This window comes from Methylocaldum marinum (genome assembly GCF_003584645.1).
GTDB lineage: Bacteria > Pseudomonadota > Gammaproteobacteria > Methylococcales > Methylococcaceae > Methylocaldum > Methylocaldum marinum.
On the sequence record NZ_AP017928.1, the window covers coordinates 1 to 20,145 of the forward strand.

Annotated in this window: 23 protein-coding genes; 4 read left to right on the top strand and 19 right to left on the bottom strand. The window is 54.1% G+C overall.

Annotation, left to right across the window (positions count from 1 at the left end):
• Positions 1-148: 148 nt before the first annotated feature.
• The 7 genes from sS8_RS27465 to sS8_RS00025 all read right to left on the bottom strand — a co-directional run bounded on the left by sS8_RS27465 (position 149) and on the right by sS8_RS00025 (position 4,110).
• Positions 149-742: a hypothetical protein gene (locus tag sS8_RS27465; RefSeq protein WP_145986341.1), complete on the bottom strand. Its 594-nt coding sequence runs from the start codon at positions 740-742 to the stop codon at positions 149-151.
• A gap of 180 nt (positions 743-922) precedes the next feature.
• Positions 923-1,381 carry a YybH family protein gene (locus sS8_RS00010; protein ID WP_119627841.1) on the bottom strand — a complete coding sequence of 153 codons (459 nt, stop codon included), beginning with the start codon at positions 1,379-1,381 and terminating at the stop codon, positions 923-925.
• Positions 1,382-1,455: 74 nt separating this feature from the next.
• On the bottom strand, positions 1,456-1,797 hold the full coding sequence (locus tag sS8_RS00015) for a YciI family protein (protein WP_119632546.1): 342 nt from the start codon (positions 1,795-1,797) through the stop codon (positions 1,456-1,458).
• 123 nt (positions 1,798-1,920) lie between these two features.
• Positions 1,921-2,220, bottom strand: coding sequence for a hypothetical protein (locus tag sS8_RS27470; protein ID WP_145986342.1), 300 nt, complete (start codon positions 2,218-2,220; stop codon positions 1,921-1,923).
• Between the two features lie 91 nt (positions 2,221-2,311).
• Positions 2,312-2,515 (bottom strand): hypothetical protein, encoded by a 204-nt coding sequence (locus sS8_RS27475; protein WP_145986343.1) that lies wholly within the window; start codon positions 2,513-2,515, stop codon positions 2,312-2,314.
• Positions 2,516-2,996: 481 nt separating this feature from the next.
• The gene (locus sS8_RS00020) at positions 2,997-3,617 is read right to left on the bottom strand and encodes a hypothetical protein (protein WP_145986344.1); all 621 of its coding nucleotides are present in this window, start codon (positions 3,615-3,617) and stop codon (positions 2,997-2,999) included.
• 112 nt (positions 3,618-3,729) lie between these two features.
• Positions 3,730-4,110 carry a GFA family protein gene (locus sS8_RS00025; RefSeq protein WP_456299284.1) on the bottom strand — a complete coding sequence of 127 codons (381 nt, stop codon included), beginning with the start codon at positions 4,108-4,110 and terminating at the stop codon, positions 3,730-3,732.
• 207 nt (positions 4,111-4,317) lie between these two features.
• On the opposite strand from sS8_RS00025, the gene sS8_RS00030 reads away from it, so the two are divergent.
• On the top strand, positions 4,318-4,569 hold the full coding sequence (locus sS8_RS00030; protein WP_145986345.1) for a hypothetical protein: 252 nt from the start codon (positions 4,318-4,320) through the stop codon (positions 4,567-4,569).
• A 95-nt stretch (positions 4,570-4,664) separates the two neighbouring features.
• Here the strand turns inward: sS8_RS00030 and sS8_RS00035 are convergent, their stop codons facing one another.
• The 5 genes from sS8_RS00035 to sS8_RS00060 form a co-directional block, all read right to left on the bottom strand.
• The gene (locus tag sS8_RS00035; protein WP_119627845.1) at positions 4,665-5,201 is read right to left on the bottom strand and encodes a hypothetical protein; all 537 of its coding nucleotides are present in this window, start codon (positions 5,199-5,201) and stop codon (positions 4,665-4,667) included.
• Positions 5,202-5,296: 95 nt separating this feature from the next.
• Entirely contained in the window at positions 5,297-5,989 is a 693-nt protein-coding gene (locus tag sS8_RS00040) for a phytanoyl-CoA dioxygenase family protein (protein ID WP_119627846.1), read from the bottom strand.
• A 108-nt stretch (positions 5,990-6,097) separates the two neighbouring features.
• On the bottom strand, positions 6,098-6,826 hold the full coding sequence (locus sS8_RS00045) for a hypothetical protein (RefSeq protein WP_119627847.1): 729 nt from the start codon (positions 6,824-6,826) through the stop codon (positions 6,098-6,100).
• 103 nt (positions 6,827-6,929) lie between these two features.
• On the bottom strand, positions 6,930-7,235 hold the full coding sequence (locus sS8_RS00050; protein WP_119627848.1) for a hypothetical protein: 306 nt from the start codon (positions 7,233-7,235) through the stop codon (positions 6,930-6,932).
• A 426-nt stretch (positions 7,236-7,661) separates the two neighbouring features.
• On the bottom strand, positions 7,662-8,156 hold the full coding sequence (locus sS8_RS00060) for a hypothetical protein (RefSeq protein WP_145986346.1): 495 nt from the start codon (positions 8,154-8,156) through the stop codon (positions 7,662-7,664).
• Between the two features lie 130 nt (positions 8,157-8,286).
• Between sS8_RS00060 and tnpA the strand changes: the two genes are divergently transcribed.
• From tnpA to tnpC, 3 genes are read left to right on the top strand one after another with little or no spacing between them, the layout of a single operon-like run.
• On the top strand, positions 8,287-8,589 hold the full coding sequence (gene tnpA / locus sS8_RS00065; RefSeq protein ID WP_119627851.1) for an IS66 family insertion sequence element accessory protein TnpA: 303 nt from the start codon (positions 8,287-8,289) through the stop codon (positions 8,587-8,589).
• Complete coding sequence (tnpB, locus tag sS8_RS00070) at positions 8,589-8,930, top strand: IS66 family insertion sequence element accessory protein TnpB (protein WP_119627852.1); 342 nt, start codon at positions 8,589-8,591, stop codon at positions 8,928-8,930. Before tnpA ends, tnpB begins: the two co-directional genes overlap by 1 nt.
• Before the next feature lie 58 nt (positions 8,931-8,988).
• Positions 8,989-10,500 (top strand): IS66 family transposase, encoded by a 1,512-nt coding sequence (gene tnpC / locus sS8_RS00075; RefSeq protein ID WP_119627853.1) that lies wholly within the window; start codon positions 8,989-8,991, stop codon positions 10,498-10,500.
• 1,061 nt (positions 10,501-11,561) lie between these two features.
• Here tnpC and sS8_RS00085 read toward each other — a convergent pair.
• The 7 genes from sS8_RS00085 to sS8_RS00115 form a co-directional block, all read right to left on the bottom strand.
• Complete coding sequence (locus sS8_RS00085) at positions 11,562-16,436, bottom strand: AAA domain-containing protein (protein WP_119627855.1); 4,875 nt, start codon at positions 16,434-16,436, stop codon at positions 11,562-11,564.
• Between the two features lie 60 nt (positions 16,437-16,496).
• Positions 16,497-17,333 (bottom strand): hypothetical protein, encoded by an 837-nt coding sequence (locus sS8_RS00090; RefSeq protein ID WP_119627856.1) that lies wholly within the window; start codon positions 17,331-17,333, stop codon positions 16,497-16,499.
• Positions 17,334-17,395: 62 nt separating this feature from the next.
• Complete coding sequence (locus sS8_RS00095; RefSeq protein WP_119627857.1) at positions 17,396-17,728, bottom strand: hypothetical protein; 333 nt, start codon at positions 17,726-17,728, stop codon at positions 17,396-17,398.
• A gap of 18 nt (positions 17,729-17,746) precedes the next feature.
• On the bottom strand, positions 17,747-18,184 hold the full coding sequence (locus tag sS8_RS00100) for a hypothetical protein (protein WP_119627858.1): 438 nt from the start codon (positions 18,182-18,184) through the stop codon (positions 17,747-17,749).
• A gap of 84 nt (positions 18,185-18,268) precedes the next feature.
• Entirely contained in the window at positions 18,269-18,763 is a 495-nt protein-coding gene (locus sS8_RS00105; RefSeq protein WP_119627859.1) for a hypothetical protein, read from the bottom strand.
• Positions 18,764-18,876: 113 nt separating this feature from the next.
• Entirely contained in the window at positions 18,877-19,275 is a 399-nt protein-coding gene (locus sS8_RS00110; protein ID WP_170160884.1) for a DUF2441 domain-containing protein, read from the bottom strand.
• Positions 19,276-19,374: 99 nt separating this feature from the next.
• The gene (locus sS8_RS00115) at positions 19,375-20,076 is read right to left on the bottom strand and encodes a hypothetical protein (RefSeq protein WP_119627861.1); all 702 of its coding nucleotides are present in this window, start codon (positions 20,074-20,076) and stop codon (positions 19,375-19,377) included.
• Positions 20,077-20,145: the final 69 nt, after the last annotated feature.

Sequence of the window (20,145 nt, forward strand, 5' to 3'; positions counted from 1 at the left end):
CCAACTAAAATAATTTTAGCAGATTCCTGTAGCACATTAAACATTATTTATGTACCGTCCAACCTGTTTGCCCAACTGAGGTGGGTGTTTTTTCGATTCTCTCCATTATATTAACTATATTTGGATAGCCGATCAATTACACCAAAATCTATTTTTGCTTAGCACCCGCAGCACCTAACTTAAAAGTTTTACTCCACTCTTTCGCAAACCCTTCTGTATAACAGCCGTAAAATTTTGATACGCTCATTGATTTGCTATTAAACTTTTTCTTCAAACTAACATATTTAGATATATCTGTATTCAAAATCATATCATTAGGTGAAGCTTGAGCTACACATGTATTAGAATGTGTAAGGGCAAGCATTAAGCCCGAGCCACTGGCATGACCGCTATACCAAACTCTAGAAATAGAGTTATCACCTAATGATTGTAAATAACTCCAAAATTCACTAGGCTTGTTAATCCCTTTGTATTTAATGCCATTAGTATTTGCAATAGTTTGGATTCTGTTGACATAGCTAGATGCACCTTTTCCTATAATTTTATCTGCAGCCGCTTTTCGTATACTGTGGAGGTGATAACCATCGACCTCCTTTTTTTCTTTTTTTGTGATGACTGAATCATCTTGCCATCGTCTTCTATAGGGGGCTCGTACAAAACCCAATGAACCACTTCGCCCGATTGTTTCTTGTACAGGTTTTTCTGCGCGGCCAGTTGCAATGGTACAATATAATTTGTCCATGTCTGGTCATGGGCTTTATCGCAGCCTTTAAATAAGCCTGGGCCACCAATTAATATTACAAAATTCGCCATACTGATTTCTCCACTTTTTCACTTGCTACACTGTTACTTCTAAACCGCATAACGTAAAGCTAAGCCGACCGCTGGAGCGTAGCGGAAGCGGGTCGGCTTGAGCGCCATGTTATGCGTTTTTGGCTGGGCATGATTGAGTCTCGCGCAGTAGGATTGCCTTTTTATCATTAAAACCTATAGGCACCGATGTATGTTCGTGAACGATTCTCACAGCATTTCCCTCTAGTTTGAGTGCCCAGGTAAGGCGATTCTGCAGGGAGCGCAGATTCTTACCCTCAGCGGAATAACCAGTATAGGTGACTATGGACGTGACTATGGTCAATCGCTGCTCATCTATGGTTCGCACCTCATCGAAACTAACCTTAACACGTTCGTTTCCGAGTGATGTAAACCATTCAGCAACCATTGTCCGCCAGGACTCTGGGTTGTCGTAGGACCAGACGCCCCAGGCGTCGAATACCCACATATCCTTGCTGTATAAACTTATGAACGCGTCGACATTCTTCTCAAAAACCGCAGCTTTGTAGGCATCAATGATCTGCAACGTCGAATTTTTAATATTGCTCACTTACATAACTCCATTATGCAACTCATGGGACATATTCATGCTTTGAGGTTCTACGCCAATCTCATCAGTCTCGTCTACCGAGCAGCCAGTTCGTTCCAAACCGCTCTTACCTCAATCGTTGCAACCTTTGCCATTGGATGCGATGACGCAACTTCGATTGCTTCCTCATCGCTCGCACACTCAATCAATTCATAGGCACACATCTTTTCAATTGAGTCGGAGAAAGGGCCTTTCTTTAGTACTACCTTGCCTTCTCGCACACGGGCGGTTGTGGCATCATTGGCTGGCCGCAATGGATTGCCATACATACGAACTCCCCTGCGCTCCATCTCTTTTATCCAGGAACCGATGTCCCTTATCAAGGTTTCAGTCGGAGTAAAAGAGTCATCATGACTGATAATGAGCAGATATTGCATGTCATTCCTCATATGTGTGCATAACGATAAGGGTAACTTGACGGCAAATGCGTAGCGACGATAGGCGCGTAGCTTTTGCCGGTCAAGTTGACCCGATGGTTATACTAAGCGCAAACATTCCAACTATTCACGTTCCCAAGCACTTATTTGTGCAGGGCTTATTCTACCCTGTTCAAGTGCTTCTTTTTGTTGGTCTTCATCTAGTTCATTCCAATGAATATAAAACCCATCCTCAACAGAAGGCTTAGCTAAATAAAAAGTATTTTCTTTTTTTAATGATAGCAGACCAATCGGCTCTCCATTTTCGTAAGTAGCCCATACACTTAACCGAAAATAATCAACTTTTTGCGTTCCATTACTACTTCCCTTGCAACAATAAAACCAATTTTCCGCATTACTTGTACAAATTATTTTACTTTCCATTTTGCTATCTCTCTATAAGGTATAACGTTGCCATAAGCCGCGCGAGGTACGAGCGTCGGTTTTAATGGCTTGGTTATGTTGATTTTGCCGATTACAATGATTTGACATAATTAAGCCACCTATCCAGTAATGAAGCATAATGCGAAGCCTCGCGCGTTGTATGTCCTTCGGGGCTTACTGACTGCGCTTCTAATGTGCCTAGCGCTTCAACTATTTTCTCTGCGTCTTCAATGGTAATTTGAACAAGAAAATAATCTGTTTCCTTGCCACCTCGGTGTTGAGCAGGTTTTTCCACTGGCTTTGATTTTAGCGTGTCACTTATTAAACCCATTTTATTGATTCAACCTTTTCTAAAGCCACCAGTGTTTGCTCTATCTCCTGCCTAGAAAAGGAAGAAGGTTTGCCACATATTCGTGATACGCCCGAGTTTCCATTAATTCTTTTTTCAACATAACGTTCAAGGTAACGACCTGCCGCGGCTTTATGCGGCAGGTCCGGTTGACCGCAGGGTTCGGCCACATGTCGTCCCTACTGGAGGCCATACGCTCGACGAACGAAGAGCATAGAGCTCCAGCGCGAGGCTCTTGCCGCTTTGTACTTTCAGTTCGGATTGTGGCTTACCACCCTTCTCTTCCATGTTCACGTGCCAAGTAGTCACGATACATGCGCTCCGGTATACGCGCTCTCGGTCGGGTAGGTCGGTTCCAAGAGCAGCGCGATGGACTCCGCATTTGCTCCGCTTGGATGGGGTGGTGCGACGAGACGCCCCTCAAACTTCATGATGTCTTGGGGAATTCGTTCAGCCAAGCGACAACCTCAAGAACGGTATCACCGAGCGGGACAAGCATAGCGTCGTGTGGAAGCGCCGCCATGTCTTTGACGAAATGCTCGCTTAACAAGCGCTTCAGATCTTCGTTCTTGTGTGCTTTTGGGTTCCCGTTGTAGTCGTTGCCATTCACGAAGACGGGGAACTTCAAAAGGGAGCAAAACTGTACAAGGTGGTCATGCGTGTCCCATAGCTTGCTGGCGCACGTTATGCCGAGCTTCTTGTGGTACCCAAGACGGTTGAGCGTATTGACAATGTTAGGTCGCATCGCTCCGCTGAAACTGCCCTCGCGCTTTACTTTTCGAATTGCCTCCGCGACGGGCGTACCAGTTGCGAGTGCTGAACGCGCTGCGTTTAGTGCTCGGTTCATTTGTGTGCCACCGGGCGTAATTCCGACAAGAATGAGCTTCGCATCAGCATTGAGATACTCGAATGGCGCGTAGTAGCAGGAAAGTTTGGATTGCGTGTCTTCCCACAACTTCATGTTTGCAAGTGGAGGATGATCATTTGCCAGGAATGGAAGGCTTCGAATCTTTTCGATCTGTGCGGTATCGATGGAAAATGCAGGCAAGGTGAGATGTCCTTCAATGTTGTGAGAGTAAGGCGAGCGGGCCTTGTCGTCTTATGGGGCCGAACGCCAGCGGTAAGCGGACCGCGGAAGTGGGTCCGCTTGACCGCTATTGTTAGGCATTTTTCTTAAATTCCTGTGTATCTGATTTTGGCCAGCTTTCAGGAAAATTAACCCAATCATGTTTCGATCTATTCCATGCTGCCGCAACTGGCTCTGGGAACTTCGGATCTTCAAAACACCCAACAGCCACACCAACTGCGTTTGGCATGAACTCAGCTTCCCAATGAACGGTAGAACCGCAATTAGGGCAAAACGAACGGTAGAGTTTTCTCCCGTCATCGCTCGTATCAACGAACAACTTAGGATCGCCTTGTTTTGATACTATTTGGTCGTTACCAAAGTACGCCCCAACTCCAAATACCGAGCCCGTTCGTTTTTGACAGTTTAAACAACTGCACGTAATCACCATCTTTGGGTCACCTGCAAGCTCTATTTGTACTTTCCCACCACGAACATTTTGCTTTTCTGTTCATTATTGGCCTCTTACATATAATTTCTTGACGGAACGAGTAATGCCTAACGCCGCCGCTCAGCCGACAGGCAAAAGCGGCCCACGAAGGCCAGATAGAAAACTGAAACCGCGCCGCTTTTGCCTGTCGGCTGGAGCGGCTTGTTCGGCGGAACTGACAAAGGAAAGAGCATGAGCGAACCAAAATATGTGTTTTTCGACCGCACAGAGAGCTTGATGGAAAGCATCCTCAAAGACGCCGCCACATTCGGATTCCTGCTGTTGTGCATCTACGTGAGCCGGGACAGCGCATGGTGGACGTTTGCGACCGGCACCATGGCGGTGCTGATGATAGGCACAAAGGCGCACCTGGCGAGCAATCGCGCTTTCAAATTCCGCACCACGGCAGAGATCAAGGCCTGGGCGGAGTCGCTGCCGGAATGACGCCGAACGCTACCGATAAGCCGCGCCGCCGCGGCTGCTGAAGAGAACCGCCAAGGTACCCGGCGTCGGCTTCATTGGTTTGTTAGGCCAAGTCCTTACATCTCTACCGAGTTGTCCCACAAGACGTTTCCGTTTCTGGCGACAGCCACTTGAACTATCCTTTTGTTGTCCCCAAAAGAAAATATCATTGCTTCACGCCCTTGGAGGTCCGGATTTGATTCTGGAATTCTCGTCATGCCTTTGAATTCCATGCCCTCCAAGCGCAACTGCTCTGATAGAGTCTCAATAGCCTTAAGAAACAGATATTCGTCAGGGTAAAGTGCATTTCTCCCCTTCACAAGCCAGGCAAAGAAGGCATGCAACTCCCGATATATGAGAATCCATTCCTCGACACTTTCACGGACTTTCTTATGGGCTTGGGGAATCGCAACGGCGGCCAACCCAAAGAAGACAGCTAATACAGTCCAGTCCGCGCCGCGCCCGATATTCGTTGCTTTTGCTTCAGCCTTCAGAAAATCACCGCCGCTGTAGGACGCAATTCGTTCCCGCAAATATGCCTCTTCTGCGGCTACTGTTTCCTTCCAGTCCTCGTCGGATAGCTCGCCAAACGCAATGATCAAAAGACTCTGCATCGTTCGATCTCTTATGGCCTAACGTTCGACATGAGAGGCGCTGCCTGGCTTGCCGGGCAGCGTCCTGTTGATGGAAATGTTAGGCCTCGCCACAACTACCGTTCCAGCAGACAGCGACATGTAGCCATGATTCGGACGTTCTTGGAGTCGTTTATGGATGGTGTGTGCAGCGTGCGCATGTCCATCAGGTATACATCGCCTGCCTGTCCGGACATCTCGAGCACCGTCAAGCCGATATCTCGAAGCTTGTCCTCAAGGTCGACGTGCGACTTGAGTATTTCTCGCAGGCCAGACAGAGAGCTCGGGCCCGCCCTTTTGAGCTTGTGCGATCCTGCCAATGCGAGCGTGGCCCCACCATGTGGCACCACGTCGTCGATCAAAAAGAATGCTTGGACGCCAGGCACTCGATCTGTCCCGTCCGCCTGGACATCGACGTGCCAGTTCATTCCTGCCAAGGTCCAGCTTCCTTGATTCGGTGGCGAGAGGAGGAACTGTGTCTCTTGAATCGAGGACGGTGGTTGTTCGGCCACTTCGCCAATGATCTCAAGGAGCTCTGATGTCATCAGTTCCTCGTGCGCGCCGCGCACCTTCACGAGCGCAGACAATCGCACGATCTGTTGAAAGATAGGAAGCTTGCGGTGCGACTTCGACGTTCCAGCGTAGTTGGGGGATCTCTTGAGCTCCTTGAGCACACCTGCCTTAATTCCCGCCAGCCGAGCACGTGAATGGAAGGCCGGCAGCTTCAAAAAACCGTTCTGGGCAAAGAAATCTCTATGTGCTGAGTTCATCAGTTTGGGATCAGTCGCGGCGAGGCCTAACGCTCCGGCTGAGCCGCGAGCAAAAGCGCATCGCTTTTACGAGTCGGGCGCGCAACGCGCGCGGACTCGAAGCTGTTGTTAGGCTCCAGCATGGACGGCCAGCATTTGGTTCATGAAGGTGACCGTGTTGCTGTACTTTGCCTTGACGTCGAGCGGCAGATCTTCGAACAAGCCAAAAGCTTTCACGAACGCCGCGTAGAACTGCGGAACGGTGATTGGGGGCTTCGCCTTGAGGTCGTGAGCGACGACGGCGGGCCAATTAATGACCGCACACTCGACGGTTCCGGCCTTGACTGGAACGGGCCAGTCAACCACGACATCGCTCTTGCCACTTTTCATACCCAGCGTTCGTGCCTTCTCGCGGATTGAATCACCAAGCGCGATGCCGAGCCACTGAGCGGCTTCACCAACTCGATACGCTTCAATTAGCGCCGGACCGGCATACATGGCTTTGTCCAGATTGAAGCTAAAAACTCCGTGAGCTAGTCCTGCTCGTATGGGAACGCAGCGGCAAAGCGCTTTGTGAAAGATTTCGGTTAGCAAGACAATCATGCACTTCAATTCAGGGGGAGACTCGCCTTTAGTGAAGAGCAGAATGGTGTCGGAGAACGTAACCATGTGGATTGCATCGATGGCGCGTATGCGCTCTCCGCTCTCCGTAAACTCAAGCTCCAATCGCCCGATTCGATCGCGAACGGCAACCAACTCCGAAAGCATTGTCCAAGCTTCGTCAAAATCGTTGCCGACGATGGACGACATACCAAGAATGTCGAGGTGTGCAACATACCTGCATTCGCGCGTGCTCATTGAAGCCTAACGTTCCGGCTCAGGCGCCCGCAAAAGCGGCCAACCGAGCGCCGATAGGAGCACAAATGCCGCGCCGCTTTTGCGGGTCGCCTGGAGCCGGTGGTTAGACCTTTTCACTGCAATTGCCAAAAAGAACTGGATTCCCCATGCGCTGTAACGCTACGTGCTGTCGTTTCGCGGCAGGCACAAAGAGGCCCGAGATTCCGAATCCGAGGAACGCACCTGCGGCCAAAATAGCAGCGGCTTCTCCCTTTCCTGTAGCGGCGGAAAACGCCGCAAACGCTCCTTGCAGTGCACTAAGCAACCAGAGCGTCCATATCCAGCTCGCTGCATTATTCGCTGAGATGCGGGCGCGCCAATTCCTGTGGAGGAGATAGAACGCCATCAGCTTGAATATAGGCTCGTTCATAGGTCTAACGTTCTAGCTAGCCCGCGCCGCTGCTGCGGCATGAAGAAGCGCAACGCTTTCCGGCGTCGGGCTGAGCGCCTTGTTCGGCCAACGGCCGGATTCCCACGCGGAAGCGACCGACTGCAATGCGGCAAGCAAGGGTCGCTTCAAAGAAGCCAACGAGCCGCGCCTCCGAGAAGAACCTTCCATTTTCATTTCCGCTTCCATCCTGCGCCGCACTTTCCGCTCGCGCTGCATTTTGAATAGGACCGCCATGATTCTTTTCTATGCGCCCTTGGCGGCGGAGCGCTGTCCCTCGACCGACCCAATGAAACTTAACCGATAGTTCTTCTATCTTGTGGGGCCCAACGTCTGAATTCACCGGCGCTGCGCGGCTTGATCGCGCAGCGTCCGGTGGAAGGATGGGTTGGGCGTTGCTGCGCCACATCAGTAGTCGTGATTTGGAACGAACCCATAGTGCTTCGCTATGTAGTTGTATGCCCGATTGATTGCCTCAGTCAGATCGGTCATTGTCGTCTCTAGCTGCTTATCGAAAAGACCGAGGCTGATATCTCCTGCATGGACAAGAGCATTTCTTTGTTCGACAAGCGCTTCTATTGAATCGTATAGAGGCACTCGGCGACGCCGGTATGGTTTGCGCAAGGGGGCAGCTAAGTCCAACTTTGGATCAAGTAGCTTGAATGTCTCGGCAATTGCACTTGGTCGTTGGAACGAAAAGAACTCGGCTACAGAGCGCTCAACCTGAACAGAACCTATTGCAAGCTCTTCTAGGTCTGCATGGCTTAGCTTCGCGCGCTTTAATGCTGCCTCCCGTTGCTTCGAGTAGCGAAGACACGCTGCAAATGTGGCCCGGAAAAATTCTTCCCAGACCGCAATCATGTATGGAACGAGCAAATTGTTTGAAAGCAGTCTGGGGTTCATCCCGTCAATGAAATCGAGCCCTGTCGAGGAGTCGCGAGCTACAGGACCCTCGTAAGCGTCCGGCTGTCCGCATAATTCCCACCGATTAGCGCCTGAGTCACAGTATCGCCATATTCCCGAAGAGGAGGAGATGGCGATGACGAAACAAGAACGAGAGATGCATTGGCGGGTCCTGCTGGAGCAACAGGCAGGGAGTGGGTTGTCGGTGCGCGCTTGGTGTGCGCGCGAGGCGGTCAGCTATGCGGCGTTCATCTACTGGCGTCGACGCGTAGCGCAGCCAGCGGTGGTGGCGCCACTGACGTTGATGCGGGTAGATGGCGGTGAGACAGCAGTCGGTGGTCTGTGGTTGTCGGTGGGCGGGGTTCGCATCGAGGTGAAACCGGGGTTCGATGCCGGGTTGTTGAAGCAGGTGGTGGCCGCATTGGTCTCGTGATGCTGGCGACGATTCTGAGTGCGGCGGCGGTGTATGTGGTGGCCGAGCCGGTCGATTTGCGCAAGTCCATCGATGGTTTGGCGCTGGCGGTGGAGAGCAGTCTGGGGCATTCGCCGTTATCGGGTGCGGTGTTCGTGTTTTTCAACCGGGGCCGGGACAAGGTGAAGCTGTTGTGGTGGGATCGTCACGGTTTCTGGCTGGCCTACAAGCGGCTGGAGAAAGGCCGCTTCCGCAAGCCGGTTCAGGGGACGATTTCGCGCTCGGACCTGCTGCTGTTGCTGGAAGGCGTGGACCTGACGGTGGCCCGTTTCCGCGCGGTTCGCGCGGGTCGGGTCGGCTGAGTCGAAAGTGCCTGAAACCCGCATCAGAGCTGGGCTTTCGGGTGGTCCACCGGGTATAATGGCAGCCATGAATGCCGCCGCTCTCGCCGAAGAAAATCGTACTCTAAAGGCCACCCTGGCCCAGCGCGAGGCGCGCATCGAACGGCTGGAATTCGACCTAGCGCAGCTGAAGAAGCTGCTGTTCGGCGCCCGTTCCGAGCGACTGGCGACCCTCCCCGACATCGACCAACTGCCGCTGTGGGATGAGGTGCCCGAGGACGCCCCCGTCGCCAGTCCGGTGGCGTTCAAGACGGTGGTGGTGCAATCGCCCGCCAAGAATCAACCGAAGCGCACCGCACTGCCGGCGCATCTGCCGCGAGAGATCGTGGTATTGCCGTTGTCGGCACAAGACCGGCAGTGTCCTGCCTGCGGTGAGGAACGGCCGGTGATCGGCTACGAAAGCTCCGAACGCTTGGATTACGTCCCGGCGCAACTGAAGGTCGTGGAAACGCGGCGGGAAAAGTGCGCCTGCGCGAAGTGCCAAGGGCAGTTGACCACGGTACCGGCCCCGCCGCAAATCATCGAGCAGGGCATCCCTCTGCCGGGTCTTCTGGCACATCTGCTGATGGCCAAATACGGCTATCACCTGCCGCTGTACCGCATCGAGCAAATCTTTGCCCACCAGGGTGTCCCCATTGCCCGCACCACGTTGTGCGACTGGGTCATCCAGAGCGGCTGGCAGCTGCAGCCCTTGGTCGAGCGGATGCTGGCGTTGCTCAAGCAACAGCCGGTGATCTTCTCGGACGACACCACTGTGGCGGTGCAGGACCGCGGCAAGACGCGGGAAACCCGGTTTTGGGTATACGCCGGCCACTCGCCGCCCATCGTCGTCTATGACCACACCGAAACCCGGGCGGGCAAGCATCCCAAGGCCAAACTGGAAGGCTACAGCGGCTACCTGCAGGCGGACGCCTATGCCGGTTACGACCAGATCTTCGCCGCAGGCAAGGTCCTGGAAGTGGCGTGCTGGGCGCATGCGCGCCGCAAGTTCTTCGAGATTGCCCGACAGACCGAGAACGGCAAGCGCATCAGCGCCCATGAGGCCTTGGAGTACATCGGCCGGCTCTACGCCATCGAACGGGAGGCCAAGGAACAGCAACTCGACGCCGAAGGCACCCGAAAGCTACGGCAGGAACAGGCGCGGCCGATCCTGGCCGAGTTCAAGGCCTGGCTCGAAGACCGGCTGCGCCAGCTGGCGCCCAAGACCCCCACTGCCCAGGCCATCGGCTATGCCCTCAAGAACTGGCCGGCGCTGGAGCGCTATACCGAAGACGGTCGCCTGGAGATCGACAACAACCGCAGTGAGCGGGCGATCCGCCCCCTCACCATCGGCCGCAAGAACTGGCTGTTCCTCGGCTCGCCCAAGGGCGGCCAGGTCGCCGCCACGGTGTTCAGCCTCATCCAAACCTGCAAGGAACTCGACCTCAACCCAGAGGCCTACCTGAAAGACGTCCTGACCCGTTTACCCACCACCAAGCAGAGGGAGATCGACAGCCTGCTACCCCACAACTGGAAACCAGCCAACGTATAAGGTCCTGACGGTTAACTGTTCGGCGGCATCAGGAAAAGACTGTCCTCCAGCGGACGCTTACGGACCCTCAAGCTTGCGATTCATTAGGTAGACCTTGGCTCTACCGAAATTATTGTGAAACCTCCACCTGGCCAAGTAGCAACCCGACGAGATGGGAGGCGGCGGAGGTTCATCAGGGCGCCAGTATCTATTGCGGCCTGCATCGGTTTCGAAGTGGCCGCCAAACAAATCGCGCAGGAGCTTTAACGTTCTATTTTGGTGGGTTAAATCCCAATAGCTGCGAGAAACAGTTGATCGGGTTGTTACCTTTACCGGGCCTTTGGGAGTTTTGTAGATGTCTAGCTCAACCCCCGACCAGGATCGGTAGTCTGTTTCGTCGTACCAAAAATACCCAGCAACACGATTTGGTACTTTCAGGCCGTCGCTCGCTTGCTTGTAGCCCAGCAGACCGATGATCTCCCTGACCTGGGCAACCGTAGTTGAACGCTGAAGGACGGAAGTGGAGGTGTAACTCATGTGCCAAGAACTCTAGACGCCCAACGCTGCCCATCACGCGCGTGCGTTTCGCACGTCGCGTGCATGGGCTTGTTGGGCGCCGACCAAGATCGGCTAGAGTGCATCCGTCATTCTCCGAGTCTTTACGGCAACCAGCTGCCCGGCTTCGTCAAACGCCCAGAAGGAATCGAGGTCTGTCCGGAAAACGTTCCTGTAACCACCCAGGTAAATCCAGACCACCGTTGCACCGTCAATACCGCCCCAATCAGTATGGGACTCGGGGCGATTTCCTTCCCACACCCCATTCACTCTCCAATCGTTCTCTTGTGCCGCCGACATTAGAAGATCGATCTCGGATCCGACTGGCACTCTGCTGAGGAGCCACGACTGAACAGCGTCATCAGACCTGCGCAGTGGATTCGAGAGAACCACGATCGAGATAGCAAGGGTCCCGAGCACCGAGATTGACAGGCTCAGCTTCTGCCACCTCTTCATTTCACGCCCAACGCCCAAGCTCACCGGCGGCAATGGAGCGCAGCGGAATTGCTGTCCGGTGCAGCGCCTTGTTAGGCCGTTTCATTGATGAGCCTGATCCTTCGATTCTTCGCTTTGTATTTTTCGATACGTCCACGTTTCTCCAGAGAGTCAACGCCCCGCATGACTCTCCTTTCGAACTCCAATCGGGGATTTCCACGAGTTAGCATACCCACTTCTTTTAGGACGCGCGAGGTCACGGAATGTAACGTACACGACTGATTCGGGCACTTCGATAAGGCAGAAAGGATAGCGTCCTGAATTTCAACCGCCGTTATTTCCTCTGCTCGGCGGCCTGATGGACTGAAGTCAGTTTCCGAATCAGCGGATGGGCAATCTTCATCGTCATAATCGCCATCATCATCTTCGGTAGTATCGTCGTCGGACTTGCTGGAATTGCCTTCCTCTGAATCGCTTTCGCGAAGTGCATTTTCACTCCGCGAACCCGTAAAGATGTCTCGTTCCTCCAGCGCTTGCCAGAGTCCGGCAAGTGCGCTCTCCTTGTTGGCGTAGAAGGCCGACTCCCGTACCCGGAAGAATTCCCAGCCGCAACGCTCTAATTGGCGCTGGCGTTGCATGTCGTCTTCATAACGGTCAGCTCCATGCCAATGATCGCCGTCGCATTCGACCGCCAGTCGTGCCTGTCCACCTTCAACCACGAGGTCAATTCGCTTGCCTGCAACTTCGTGCTGGGCGAGCACTGCGAAATCCTTGCGAAGGAGTTCTAAGGCAACATCAACTTCGAACCAGCTATCGAAAGGTAGGGGTGGCTTTACGACGCCTCGGTTATCTTGGACGGCCCGGCGCTCCAGCTCTTCCCGGTCGATTCCGGCAATCTGCTGTGGCCTCGTGTTCTCAAAGAAATCAAGTAACTGTTTCCGAAGACACGAGGCGCTGAGATCGTTACTGGTGACAGAATGGAAAAGAACCATCATGTCGCGAGCACGGCTGGCAGCAACATTGAAACGCCGTTCATCAGCCGTCTTTGTGAGAGGGCCGATTCTTTCGTTGCTGGCGGCGACAAGCGACAAAAACATGATGTCCCGCTCGTCGCCTTGGAAGCTGTAGGGATTGCCGCAAACCAGGCGTCGTCGCTCCATTTCCTCAGCGCCCAAGTGTTCGAGCAACTGATTCTCGATCAAAGCCGCTTGCGCTTCGCCCTGAAGCACCACGATTCCCATCGTCTTGTCATCGTACCGGCTGTCGTCGGACATTTCCGCGATTCTTTTGACAATAGCTTCAGCTTCCGGTCGATTGATGATCCGGTTGTTTGAACCTTCACGATACCCACCGCTAATAAAAACATGTTCTAGTGGCGGCAACCGGTTCGGGCCATATTGCCTCAACGGAATCAACGGCGTATCCGAATAGCAAAGGTCGTTGCTGAATCGGATGATCTCCGGCATGCAGCGGAAGTGCTCGCGTAGCGTAATCCGGCGCGTTCCGTACCGCAGTTTTCCATGATCGAACAGGCTGCTTTCAATATCGAACGACGACTTGAAGTCGAAATCATGAAGGAACTCTTCCATCAGGCGATGTACCGAATCGCGGGGCAGACCCACGGCATCCGGGCTGATCTGCTTGTCGTCGCCAACGATCAATATCTTCTTGCCGAGATAGAATAAGGGAAGCGCCTCGACACCGCATTGCGACGCCTCGTCAACGATAATCACGTCGAACATGCCGGGGGCGGGATGCACTGTGTCCCATACGCGATGGAGCGGCATCACCCACGCCGGAACTGCCTCGCGGCATTCATTGAGATGCCCTTGAGCTTCGCGCCGGTGGCGTGGCGCGTGCTTCCCCGTTCCCTTGCCGAGCCGTCGCATGGATTGCTGCCAGGCTTCCATGTGGCGACGATGGCCTTCCTTGAGCCGCGAGAAACAGAACGACCAGGCGTGAAGCGAGGCAAGCTTTGCAATGATGCTGTTTATCTCATCCTCGATTTGTTTGGCTCGCTTGGCGAGCGCCGGGACATCTTCCTGCCGTATGTAATCCTCGATCCAATACCGCGTCTGAGCCCAATGCCAAGCATCGCCAATACGCTGGAGTCTTTCCTCCCAATATGGCTCGTTGCAGGTTTGTTCCAAGGATTTGGTGAGCTGCGGAAGTAAACTACGCAGTTTTGAGAGATACTCATCCACCTTCTGAAGAAGTTGCCGCTGTTTCTCCAAATCTTGAACAATGTTCACGCAGCGCGAGAACTTCTCCATGTCGCGGCTGCGAATGGCGCTCAGCAAATCGTTTGTCACCGGATGAGTGCCGCCCCCGGCCGCCATCCGAGACATTGGATCCTCAGCATCTTGGATTTCCTCAGCGGCAAGCCGCTTACGAATACGGGCCAGCGCAAGGCGGCATGAGGCGACAATCATTTCTATTTGGGATTCGTCAGCCCATACGGGCTCGCCCATTCCTGAACACTGACTTATCGCTTCCCGGCACTCGGTAATGCGGCCTTCGAGCGCTAAGGTGTTTTCGAGCGTATCACGTAACAATTTGAGAGCGGTCAATTGCAGGGTGTACGGCCCTTCTACCTTTTCACTTCGCCCTTTCCAGAAGCCCCATGCCTTTTCGGATTCAATACGAACGTGCAGCGCGTCGGCAAGATTTGAGAAATGCTCGACGGTGGAGCATGGGCGTCCGCCAATCTTTACAGCCCTGATAACGTACAACCGTTCTTTTACTGGTTTAGGCCGAAATAACCCCCACCCCAATTTCCCGCCATTCTCCATGTGCTCTTTCAGAGTGCGGGCGTCTTCATACAACGACCGGATATCGGCAGTGTCCGGAAATTCGACTCGGGTCTCGTCGGCGGTCGCGACGAGTTCTTCGATTGACGCAATAACATCGCGCGTAACACGTAGAAGTTCATGCCACAGGGACGAGGCGTCGCCCAGAACATCGCGCAGGGCATCGTTCATCCATGAATGAGGCGTAGCGCGGAGTCTGCTGTGAATTTCCCGAAAGTTTGTCACTGCGTTACAGATCGCCTCGATGACAGAAGGACTGTTTCTTGCCAACAGATCGGCAAACCGTTCATCGGCCCCACGCGCCGTGCTTTGCTCTTCTTCAATTGCGCTTGCCTCTTTCCTCACGAGATTGGCAAAGCGTTCAGGGGATGACAATTCTTCGGGCCATGCAAGGCCCAGTTCCCGGCGCTTTTCTGGCGTGAATTCGCGCAAAGCTATAAGCACGCTTCGCAACTCATTTGTGGAAATTGGACACGTCTTGTCCAACGGAACGGAATCCGTGAACCATTCGTAATCGGCACGATCCCGGTTCACCGCTTCGGCGATTCTAGCCGCCGTGCCTCGATAAGATCCCTCCGCGGTGGACTGCGTATGCGTTTCGGACTCCCGGATGTCACGGAGCCGCCGGTTGACCTTGGCCTTCTCCTCGCGGAGTTTCCGCAAACGTTCTTCAAGTTCCGTGCGCTCTTGCTTGGCGCGGATTTCGTTCCAATCTTCATTCTGGCGGAGAATGCCATCCACACTGGATTCGAGAGAGCGGCGTTCTTCAAGTCCGCTGCCAAGCAGATTGATGCAGAGGGGACGCAATTCATCCGGCACGAGCCCTTCAAGCACCTGAAGCGCGCGCGGCGTTTTCGCTGTAATGAGCGTTCGCTGTCCAGTGGCAAGCAGATGGCAAATCAAATTGGCAATCGTATGGGATTTCCCGGTGCCGGGTGGCCCTTGCACAAGCACGCCGCTTGCCGCTCGAATCTTGTCCACAATGCGGCGTTGCTCATCGTTCGCTGGCTTGGGAAAGAAAACTTCACCGTCGAACGCAGCGTTAGCCTCTACTGGTTCGTCGCTCGGTTCGCGGTCCTCCTTCGGACGGATTTCCGCGAGGTCTGCGAATTCGCCGGGGATGACTTCGCCGTCCTCAACTTGCTCCTTGATCCGTTTCAAGGTTTCGGTAAGGCCCTTGGCGGAACGCTTGCGCAAGATCAAAGCGGGAGCATATTCCACGATGGGCTTCGCCGAAGCGCGGGGGTTTTTCGCTTCCAGCGAGTCGTCATAATCGCCTTGCGAGCTGATCGAATGCACCAGGGCCTGAAGAACACCTTCGACAGGGCCTTTTTCCCACGGATCGTCTTCGGCTGCGGCCAGTGACGCCTTCGCGGTTTCCTCCGCGCGCGCCGGTTGTTCTTCAATGTCCAGCATGTCGAGTTCGGGCCGCAACTTTGCGCCTTCGGTGTGGGGGCGGACTATGAATTTCCCCAAACGGGCTTCGAACTCAAGGATGGCGTCGGCGACAACCAAATGACGCCGGGCGCGCAGCCCGGTGGGTGTTTGCCAGGTCAGCAGACCCAAGCCAAGCACAAGTTCATATTCCTCACCAAGCCGAAGCTGCTCCTGATGGATGGCAAAGAGCGCGGAATAGGCCTTGTGGACCTTTTCCCACGCATTGTGTTCTTCCGTCCACGGCAACCATTTGTCTTCGACATACCTATCCCATGTCCGTTGAATCTCAGGATTATCCTCAAGACGTTCCTTGTGTGTGATCGTTTCCGGCTGGTCCGTTTCCTCGCGCCAGTCAGGATTCGGGATTTGCCGGGTGATTTCCGGGAGGAGTCCGGGCAGGTCGTCCTTGTTGCGGAGCACCGCCAGGTTTACCCAGTCGTTGCATAGAGCAGGAACGGTAGGTAATTCTGGCTCGCGTCGATTTTGCACCTCCAGCCATTCGTCCGGGTCATGCTCCTCATCGCGCCCCCATGCCTGCGTGAAGCAACCCCGCTCATGTGGAACGCTCGAAACCCAAAGCACTTTCTCGTAATCCGCAATGTCCCGGATCAGCTTTGTGCGCAAAGTCGCCAGCCTTAGCATGTAATCGACAAGTCGAACGACCTTGTGCGTTTCAGGACCATGTGGTTGTTGGTTGTTCAAAACGTCGCGAGTCTCCATGCGTTTATTGGCCTAACGACAAAGCTGAGCCGCGGCGAAGCCGTCGGCTCCAGCGATTTGTTAGCCGCTCTTCTCTCTCTTGTGGAGCTTTCCGCCCACGGCGGTCGTGACCTCGGCGTGCGCGACGTATCTCCTAGCTCCTTGGCTGGGGCCATATGAGCGATCCCAATCAACCTGCCATACCTGCACTTCCTGCAGAGGATCCGTGTAGTCGCTTGGGTATTCGAGGAACTCGAATATTGCTACGACGGACTTAGCAGCAAGGGGCTTGAGAGACGGTTCTGGCACAACACTGTCGATCGAGACGCTGCTCACCCGGACCTCGGGAGACGCTTCCCTCGCGGCATCATCAAGGGAGATGGGCCTACTCCAATCCTTTATTCCGTAAAAGAACTGAGGAGGTAACGGGTCTCGTTCTTGCGTTTCCTCGTTATAAGTAGACAGGGTCCGGTAGAGCTCACTACGAGTTTTATCTTCGTAGAGCCTGTAGGCCTTAATGTACTCTGGCGCCTTGATCCCTCGACCAAGGGCCGTTGCCTCAAGAAGTACGCGGGCCGCCCGAACCCAGATAACCCGGTTGTTGTTCTGGTCCTGTAGAAGCTCGATGACCTCATCAAGGCCTGCCTTGGCCTGCTCTAGAAGGATCTTCGAGCGATTCTCCTCCCGCTCGCGCGCCAATTTTTCGCGGTCCCGGGAGAACGCCAGCAAGGCAACAAGGACGCCTGAGCTTGCTACAACGGCCGTAAGTAGCGGCGCTACCTCCACATACGTTGGCTGCGACGCTCCGCTGAAGAAAGCTTCAGTTGCAAGAGCAGCGGCAGCGATCGCTAGGACAAACACGACCGCTACGACGCCGATCAATATCCGAATGGCTAAGGAGATGAGGCAGTTCTTCATGGTCTTCCGGCTAACGCCTGAATTAAGCCGAGCCGCGAAGCGGCTTCGGCTTGAATGAATTGTTAGGTGCCATGCCCGGGCTCCCGCTTGGCAAGCGCTCGTGCCGCGGCACTGAGACCAGGCTCATAGGCACCCTGCTGTTCGTACCATGCTTCGGAGTGCACGTGCTCCTGAGCGAGTGCCAGCGCCTCACGGACGATTTCTAATGGCAGTTGGACGGCTTGATCACCGACGTACACCTCGAACCAAAGCGACTCGTCTGCGTCATCCGCGATGATCGTGGCGAGTGCGTGCGACATGTTGCCAAAGACTGAATTGAGTTCGAGCTGGCGCCCCTCACTGACGGTTGAGAGGTGCAGGATTTCGACTTTCGGACGGATAGCAGACTTTCCCATGGCACCTAACGCCGCCCATCACGCGCGTGCGTCTTCGCACGTCGCGTGGATGGGCTTGTTGGAGCGCAGAAACTGCGCGGTACCGGCTGCGGCCGCTGAGACTAGCCCCCATGACACGCCGAGAAACACCAGACGCAGAGCTACGTCAGCGACGGTGAGCGGACCGCCTTCCAACACGGGCTGCCACTGTGTCAGGAAGATTGCGGAGTAGATAACGTTTCCCAGCAGGCCAGCCAAGAAGCCAACGAGAATCGGGTTGCGCCGCGCCAGCCAGCCGGCTACGAAACCGGGAAGGAGCGATGCCAAAGCGCCGATTGGCGACGACACGGCTGCATACCAAAGCGGCGGAGCAGATGCGAAATCTATGCAGCAGCGATACGTAACTTCAGCGAACGCAGCTGCCGACACCTGCAGAATGAGGGCTGTAGCTATCCCTGCGACAAGAGGCTTGATCATGCTTCTTCCTCTTCTGCACTCCAACGCCGCCCATAAGCCGAGCGAACGAAGCGCAGCGAAGTGAGCGTCGGATTGATGGGCTGGTTATGCCACTCTCTGCGCATTCGCTATACACCCGACCAAATTCAGCGCCGATAAGAACAGATACTTGGAATTCTCGTTGGCGCTCAAAAGCATGCCATTTTTTTGCAGCAGCGCGATGATGTAAGCAAGCAACCAAGGTTCTTTCTGGAAGCCAACGTATTGCTTTATTGACTCTGCCATCAATGCAGGCGCCATTCTTTCCGTGAACTTCACGGAAGCAACGAGGCGCTGAAGTTCGCGCTCTTGTTCCTCTTCCGTTATTGTCTTGATCTTTTCGCCAGATCCCTTAAGCGCGAGGTGCGTCACCATAAGAGCCTCAAGCACTACCTCTGCGTGCGCTGGAGAAACAGCCATTTTCGTCAGCACCAATACTGATGCGAGAAGATTCGGTTGCTCACGCAATATCTCGTCGCAAATTGCCTCATGTTCCTTGCGATCCATTTTCTGGATCAGATGAATGGCAGAGGTCAAGCTTTCTTCAGTGATTCTGGTCATGGCGTGTGAACTTTATTGGGCATAACGCCTTTCTTCACCCGCGCCCGCACGCAGACGCTTGAGCGAGAGGCGAAACGTCTCGGGCGTCGGGTGGAAGTACTTGTTGGGCATTTTCATGGCTGGTACCCGGCCGGGCCAGAACTCACTAGCGCCTTCACGCGCAAAGGTGACTTGGTTATGAGTTCCGCCACTTGTACCTCCATTCCTTGCCAGTACTTCCTCGCCAACGTCATAACAACAGGAACAAACTCCACGTGGGGCGGCGGGAATTCCACAAGGTTGAATCCAGCACGGTGGCTCGGAGCCTCGGGAGTAACTAGCTCGACCTCATAAAGTGAGTTCCAGGGAGTGAAGTTACCCTTGTACTGGTTGGCATGCTCCATATCTTCAAACACGAAAGAACTGGAAAAGCGGCTTGGCAGTTGGGGATATTCCTTCAGTCGAACGGATTCAAAAGCCAATTCTCGCGCCAAGATCCAGGGATTGCCGGACTGTTGGGTATAACAGCTCATTATTCGTCCCCAATTGCCCGGCTGGATAAGTGCGCCTGGTGCAAGGAGGAGAGGTGAGGAATGGTAGTAGGTTGTCATCTCTTATGCCCAACGCCAATCTCAGCCGTGCGGCTTTCCCGCGTCGGCTGCAGTGCCTTGTTGGGCTCTAGCGATAAATTCTTGAACCTGTCCATCCAATTCGTCAAAGAACCTAACCAGTCGGTCTATGAGGTTGTTAATGAACTCTGAGCCGATATGCACGCGGCCTCCAGGCTCCCCGCGCAAACCATTCGTGCTTTGTACGAACACGTTCAGCTTGTCGTTCGGGTCGTCTGCGAGAACACCACCCGCATGCACCATCTTGTTTCGCAGCCTGTTGACGTCACGAATGAAGGACAACGATGGAACACAACCAAGATCAAATAGAGCAATCTTCGAAAGAAATAATAGCGCCCGCTCTATTCCCTGACCGTTCAAATCAGAAAGCCGAAGGCGCGTGTCCAAGGACTCGCATAGAGTTTCACAAAGACCATTTAGTTGGTCTTCGAGGAAAATATAAATGGCAATCACAAGCGCCGTCCTGTGAATGTCCGGGTATTTGTACTGGTTGAGGTGCAGGTCCCAACCGTAGCTGTCAACGATGTCCTGCTGGTCCGGTTCCGGATATTTCTCAAGAATGCTCGCAAGCTCTTCCTGCAAAAGTTCGTCCTGCTGCTTCCATGAAGCCTCCGCCCTTGAATGGAAATTGGAGTACGTCAGAAGTTCGTTCTTCGCCAGGTGACAGTAAAAACACAAACCGTTTTCAAAGAAGTCTACACGCATGATGCCGTTCCTGTTGCAGCCCAACGTTGGACATAACCGGCAGCCAAAAGCAGAGCGAAGCGGCGCTTT

Bases quoted from the DNA above. Each gene is read 5' to 3' on its own strand.
- sS8_RS27465 (WP_145986341.1), bottom strand. From the start codon at position 742: ATGGACAAATTATATTGTACCATTGCAACTGGCCGCGCAGAAAAACCT.
- sS8_RS00015 (WP_119632546.1), bottom strand. From the start codon at position 1,797: ATGCAATATCTGCTCATTATCAGTCATGATGACTCTTTTACTCCGACT.
- sS8_RS27470 (WP_145986342.1), bottom strand. From the start codon at position 2,220: ATGGAAAGTAAAATAATTTGTACAAGTAATGCGGAAAATTGGTTTTAT.
- sS8_RS00030 (WP_145986345.1), top strand. From the start codon at position 4,318: ATGAGCGAACCAAAATATGTGTTTTTCGACCGCACAGAGAGCTTGATG.
- sS8_RS00035 (WP_119627845.1), bottom strand. From the start codon at position 5,201: ATGCAGAGTCTTTTGATCATTGCGTTTGGCGAGCTATCCGACGAGGAC.
- sS8_RS00040 (WP_119627846.1), bottom strand. From the start codon at position 5,989: ATGAACTCAGCACATAGAGATTTCTTTGCCCAGAACGGTTTTTTGAAG.
- sS8_RS00045 (WP_119627847.1), bottom strand. From the start codon at position 6,826: ATGAGCACGCGCGAATGCAGGTATGTTGCACACCTCGACATTCTTGGT.
- sS8_RS00050 (WP_119627848.1), bottom strand. From the start codon at position 7,235: ATGAACGAGCCTATATTCAAGCTGATGGCGTTCTATCTCCTCCACAGG.
- sS8_RS00060 (WP_145986346.1), bottom strand. From the start codon at position 8,156: ATGAACCCCAGACTGCTTTCAAACAATTTGCTCGTTCCATACATGATT.
- tnpA (WP_119627851.1), top strand. From the start codon at position 8,287: ATGGCGATGACGAAACAAGAACGAGAGATGCATTGGCGGGTCCTGCTG.
- tnpB (WP_119627852.1), top strand. From the start codon at position 8,589: ATGCTGGCGACGATTCTGAGTGCGGCGGCGGTGTATGTGGTGGCCGAG.
- tnpC (WP_119627853.1), top strand. From the start codon at position 8,989: ATGGCAGCCATGAATGCCGCCGCTCTCGCCGAAGAAAATCGTACTCTA.
- sS8_RS00085 (WP_119627855.1), bottom strand. From the start codon at position 16,436: ATGGAGACTCGCGACGTTTTGAACAACCAACAACCACATGGTCCTGAA.
- sS8_RS00090 (WP_119627856.1), bottom strand. From the start codon at position 17,333: ATGAAGAACTGCCTCATCTCCTTAGCCATTCGGATATTGATCGGCGTC.
- sS8_RS00095 (WP_119627857.1), bottom strand. From the start codon at position 17,728: ATGGGAAAGTCTGCTATCCGTCCGAAAGTCGAAATCCTGCACCTCTCA.
- sS8_RS00100 (WP_119627858.1), bottom strand. From the start codon at position 18,184: ATGATCAAGCCTCTTGTCGCAGGGATAGCTACAGCCCTCATTCTGCAG.
- sS8_RS00105 (WP_119627859.1), bottom strand. From the start codon at position 18,763: ATGACCAGAATCACTGAAGAAAGCTTGACCTCTGCCATTCATCTGATC.
- sS8_RS00110 (WP_170160884.1), bottom strand. From the start codon at position 19,275: ATGAGCTGTTATACCCAACAGTCCGGCAATCCCTGGATCTTGGCGCGA.
- sS8_RS00115 (WP_119627861.1), bottom strand. From the start codon at position 20,076: ATGCGTGTAGACTTCTTTGAAAACGGTTTGTGTTTTTACTGTCACCTG.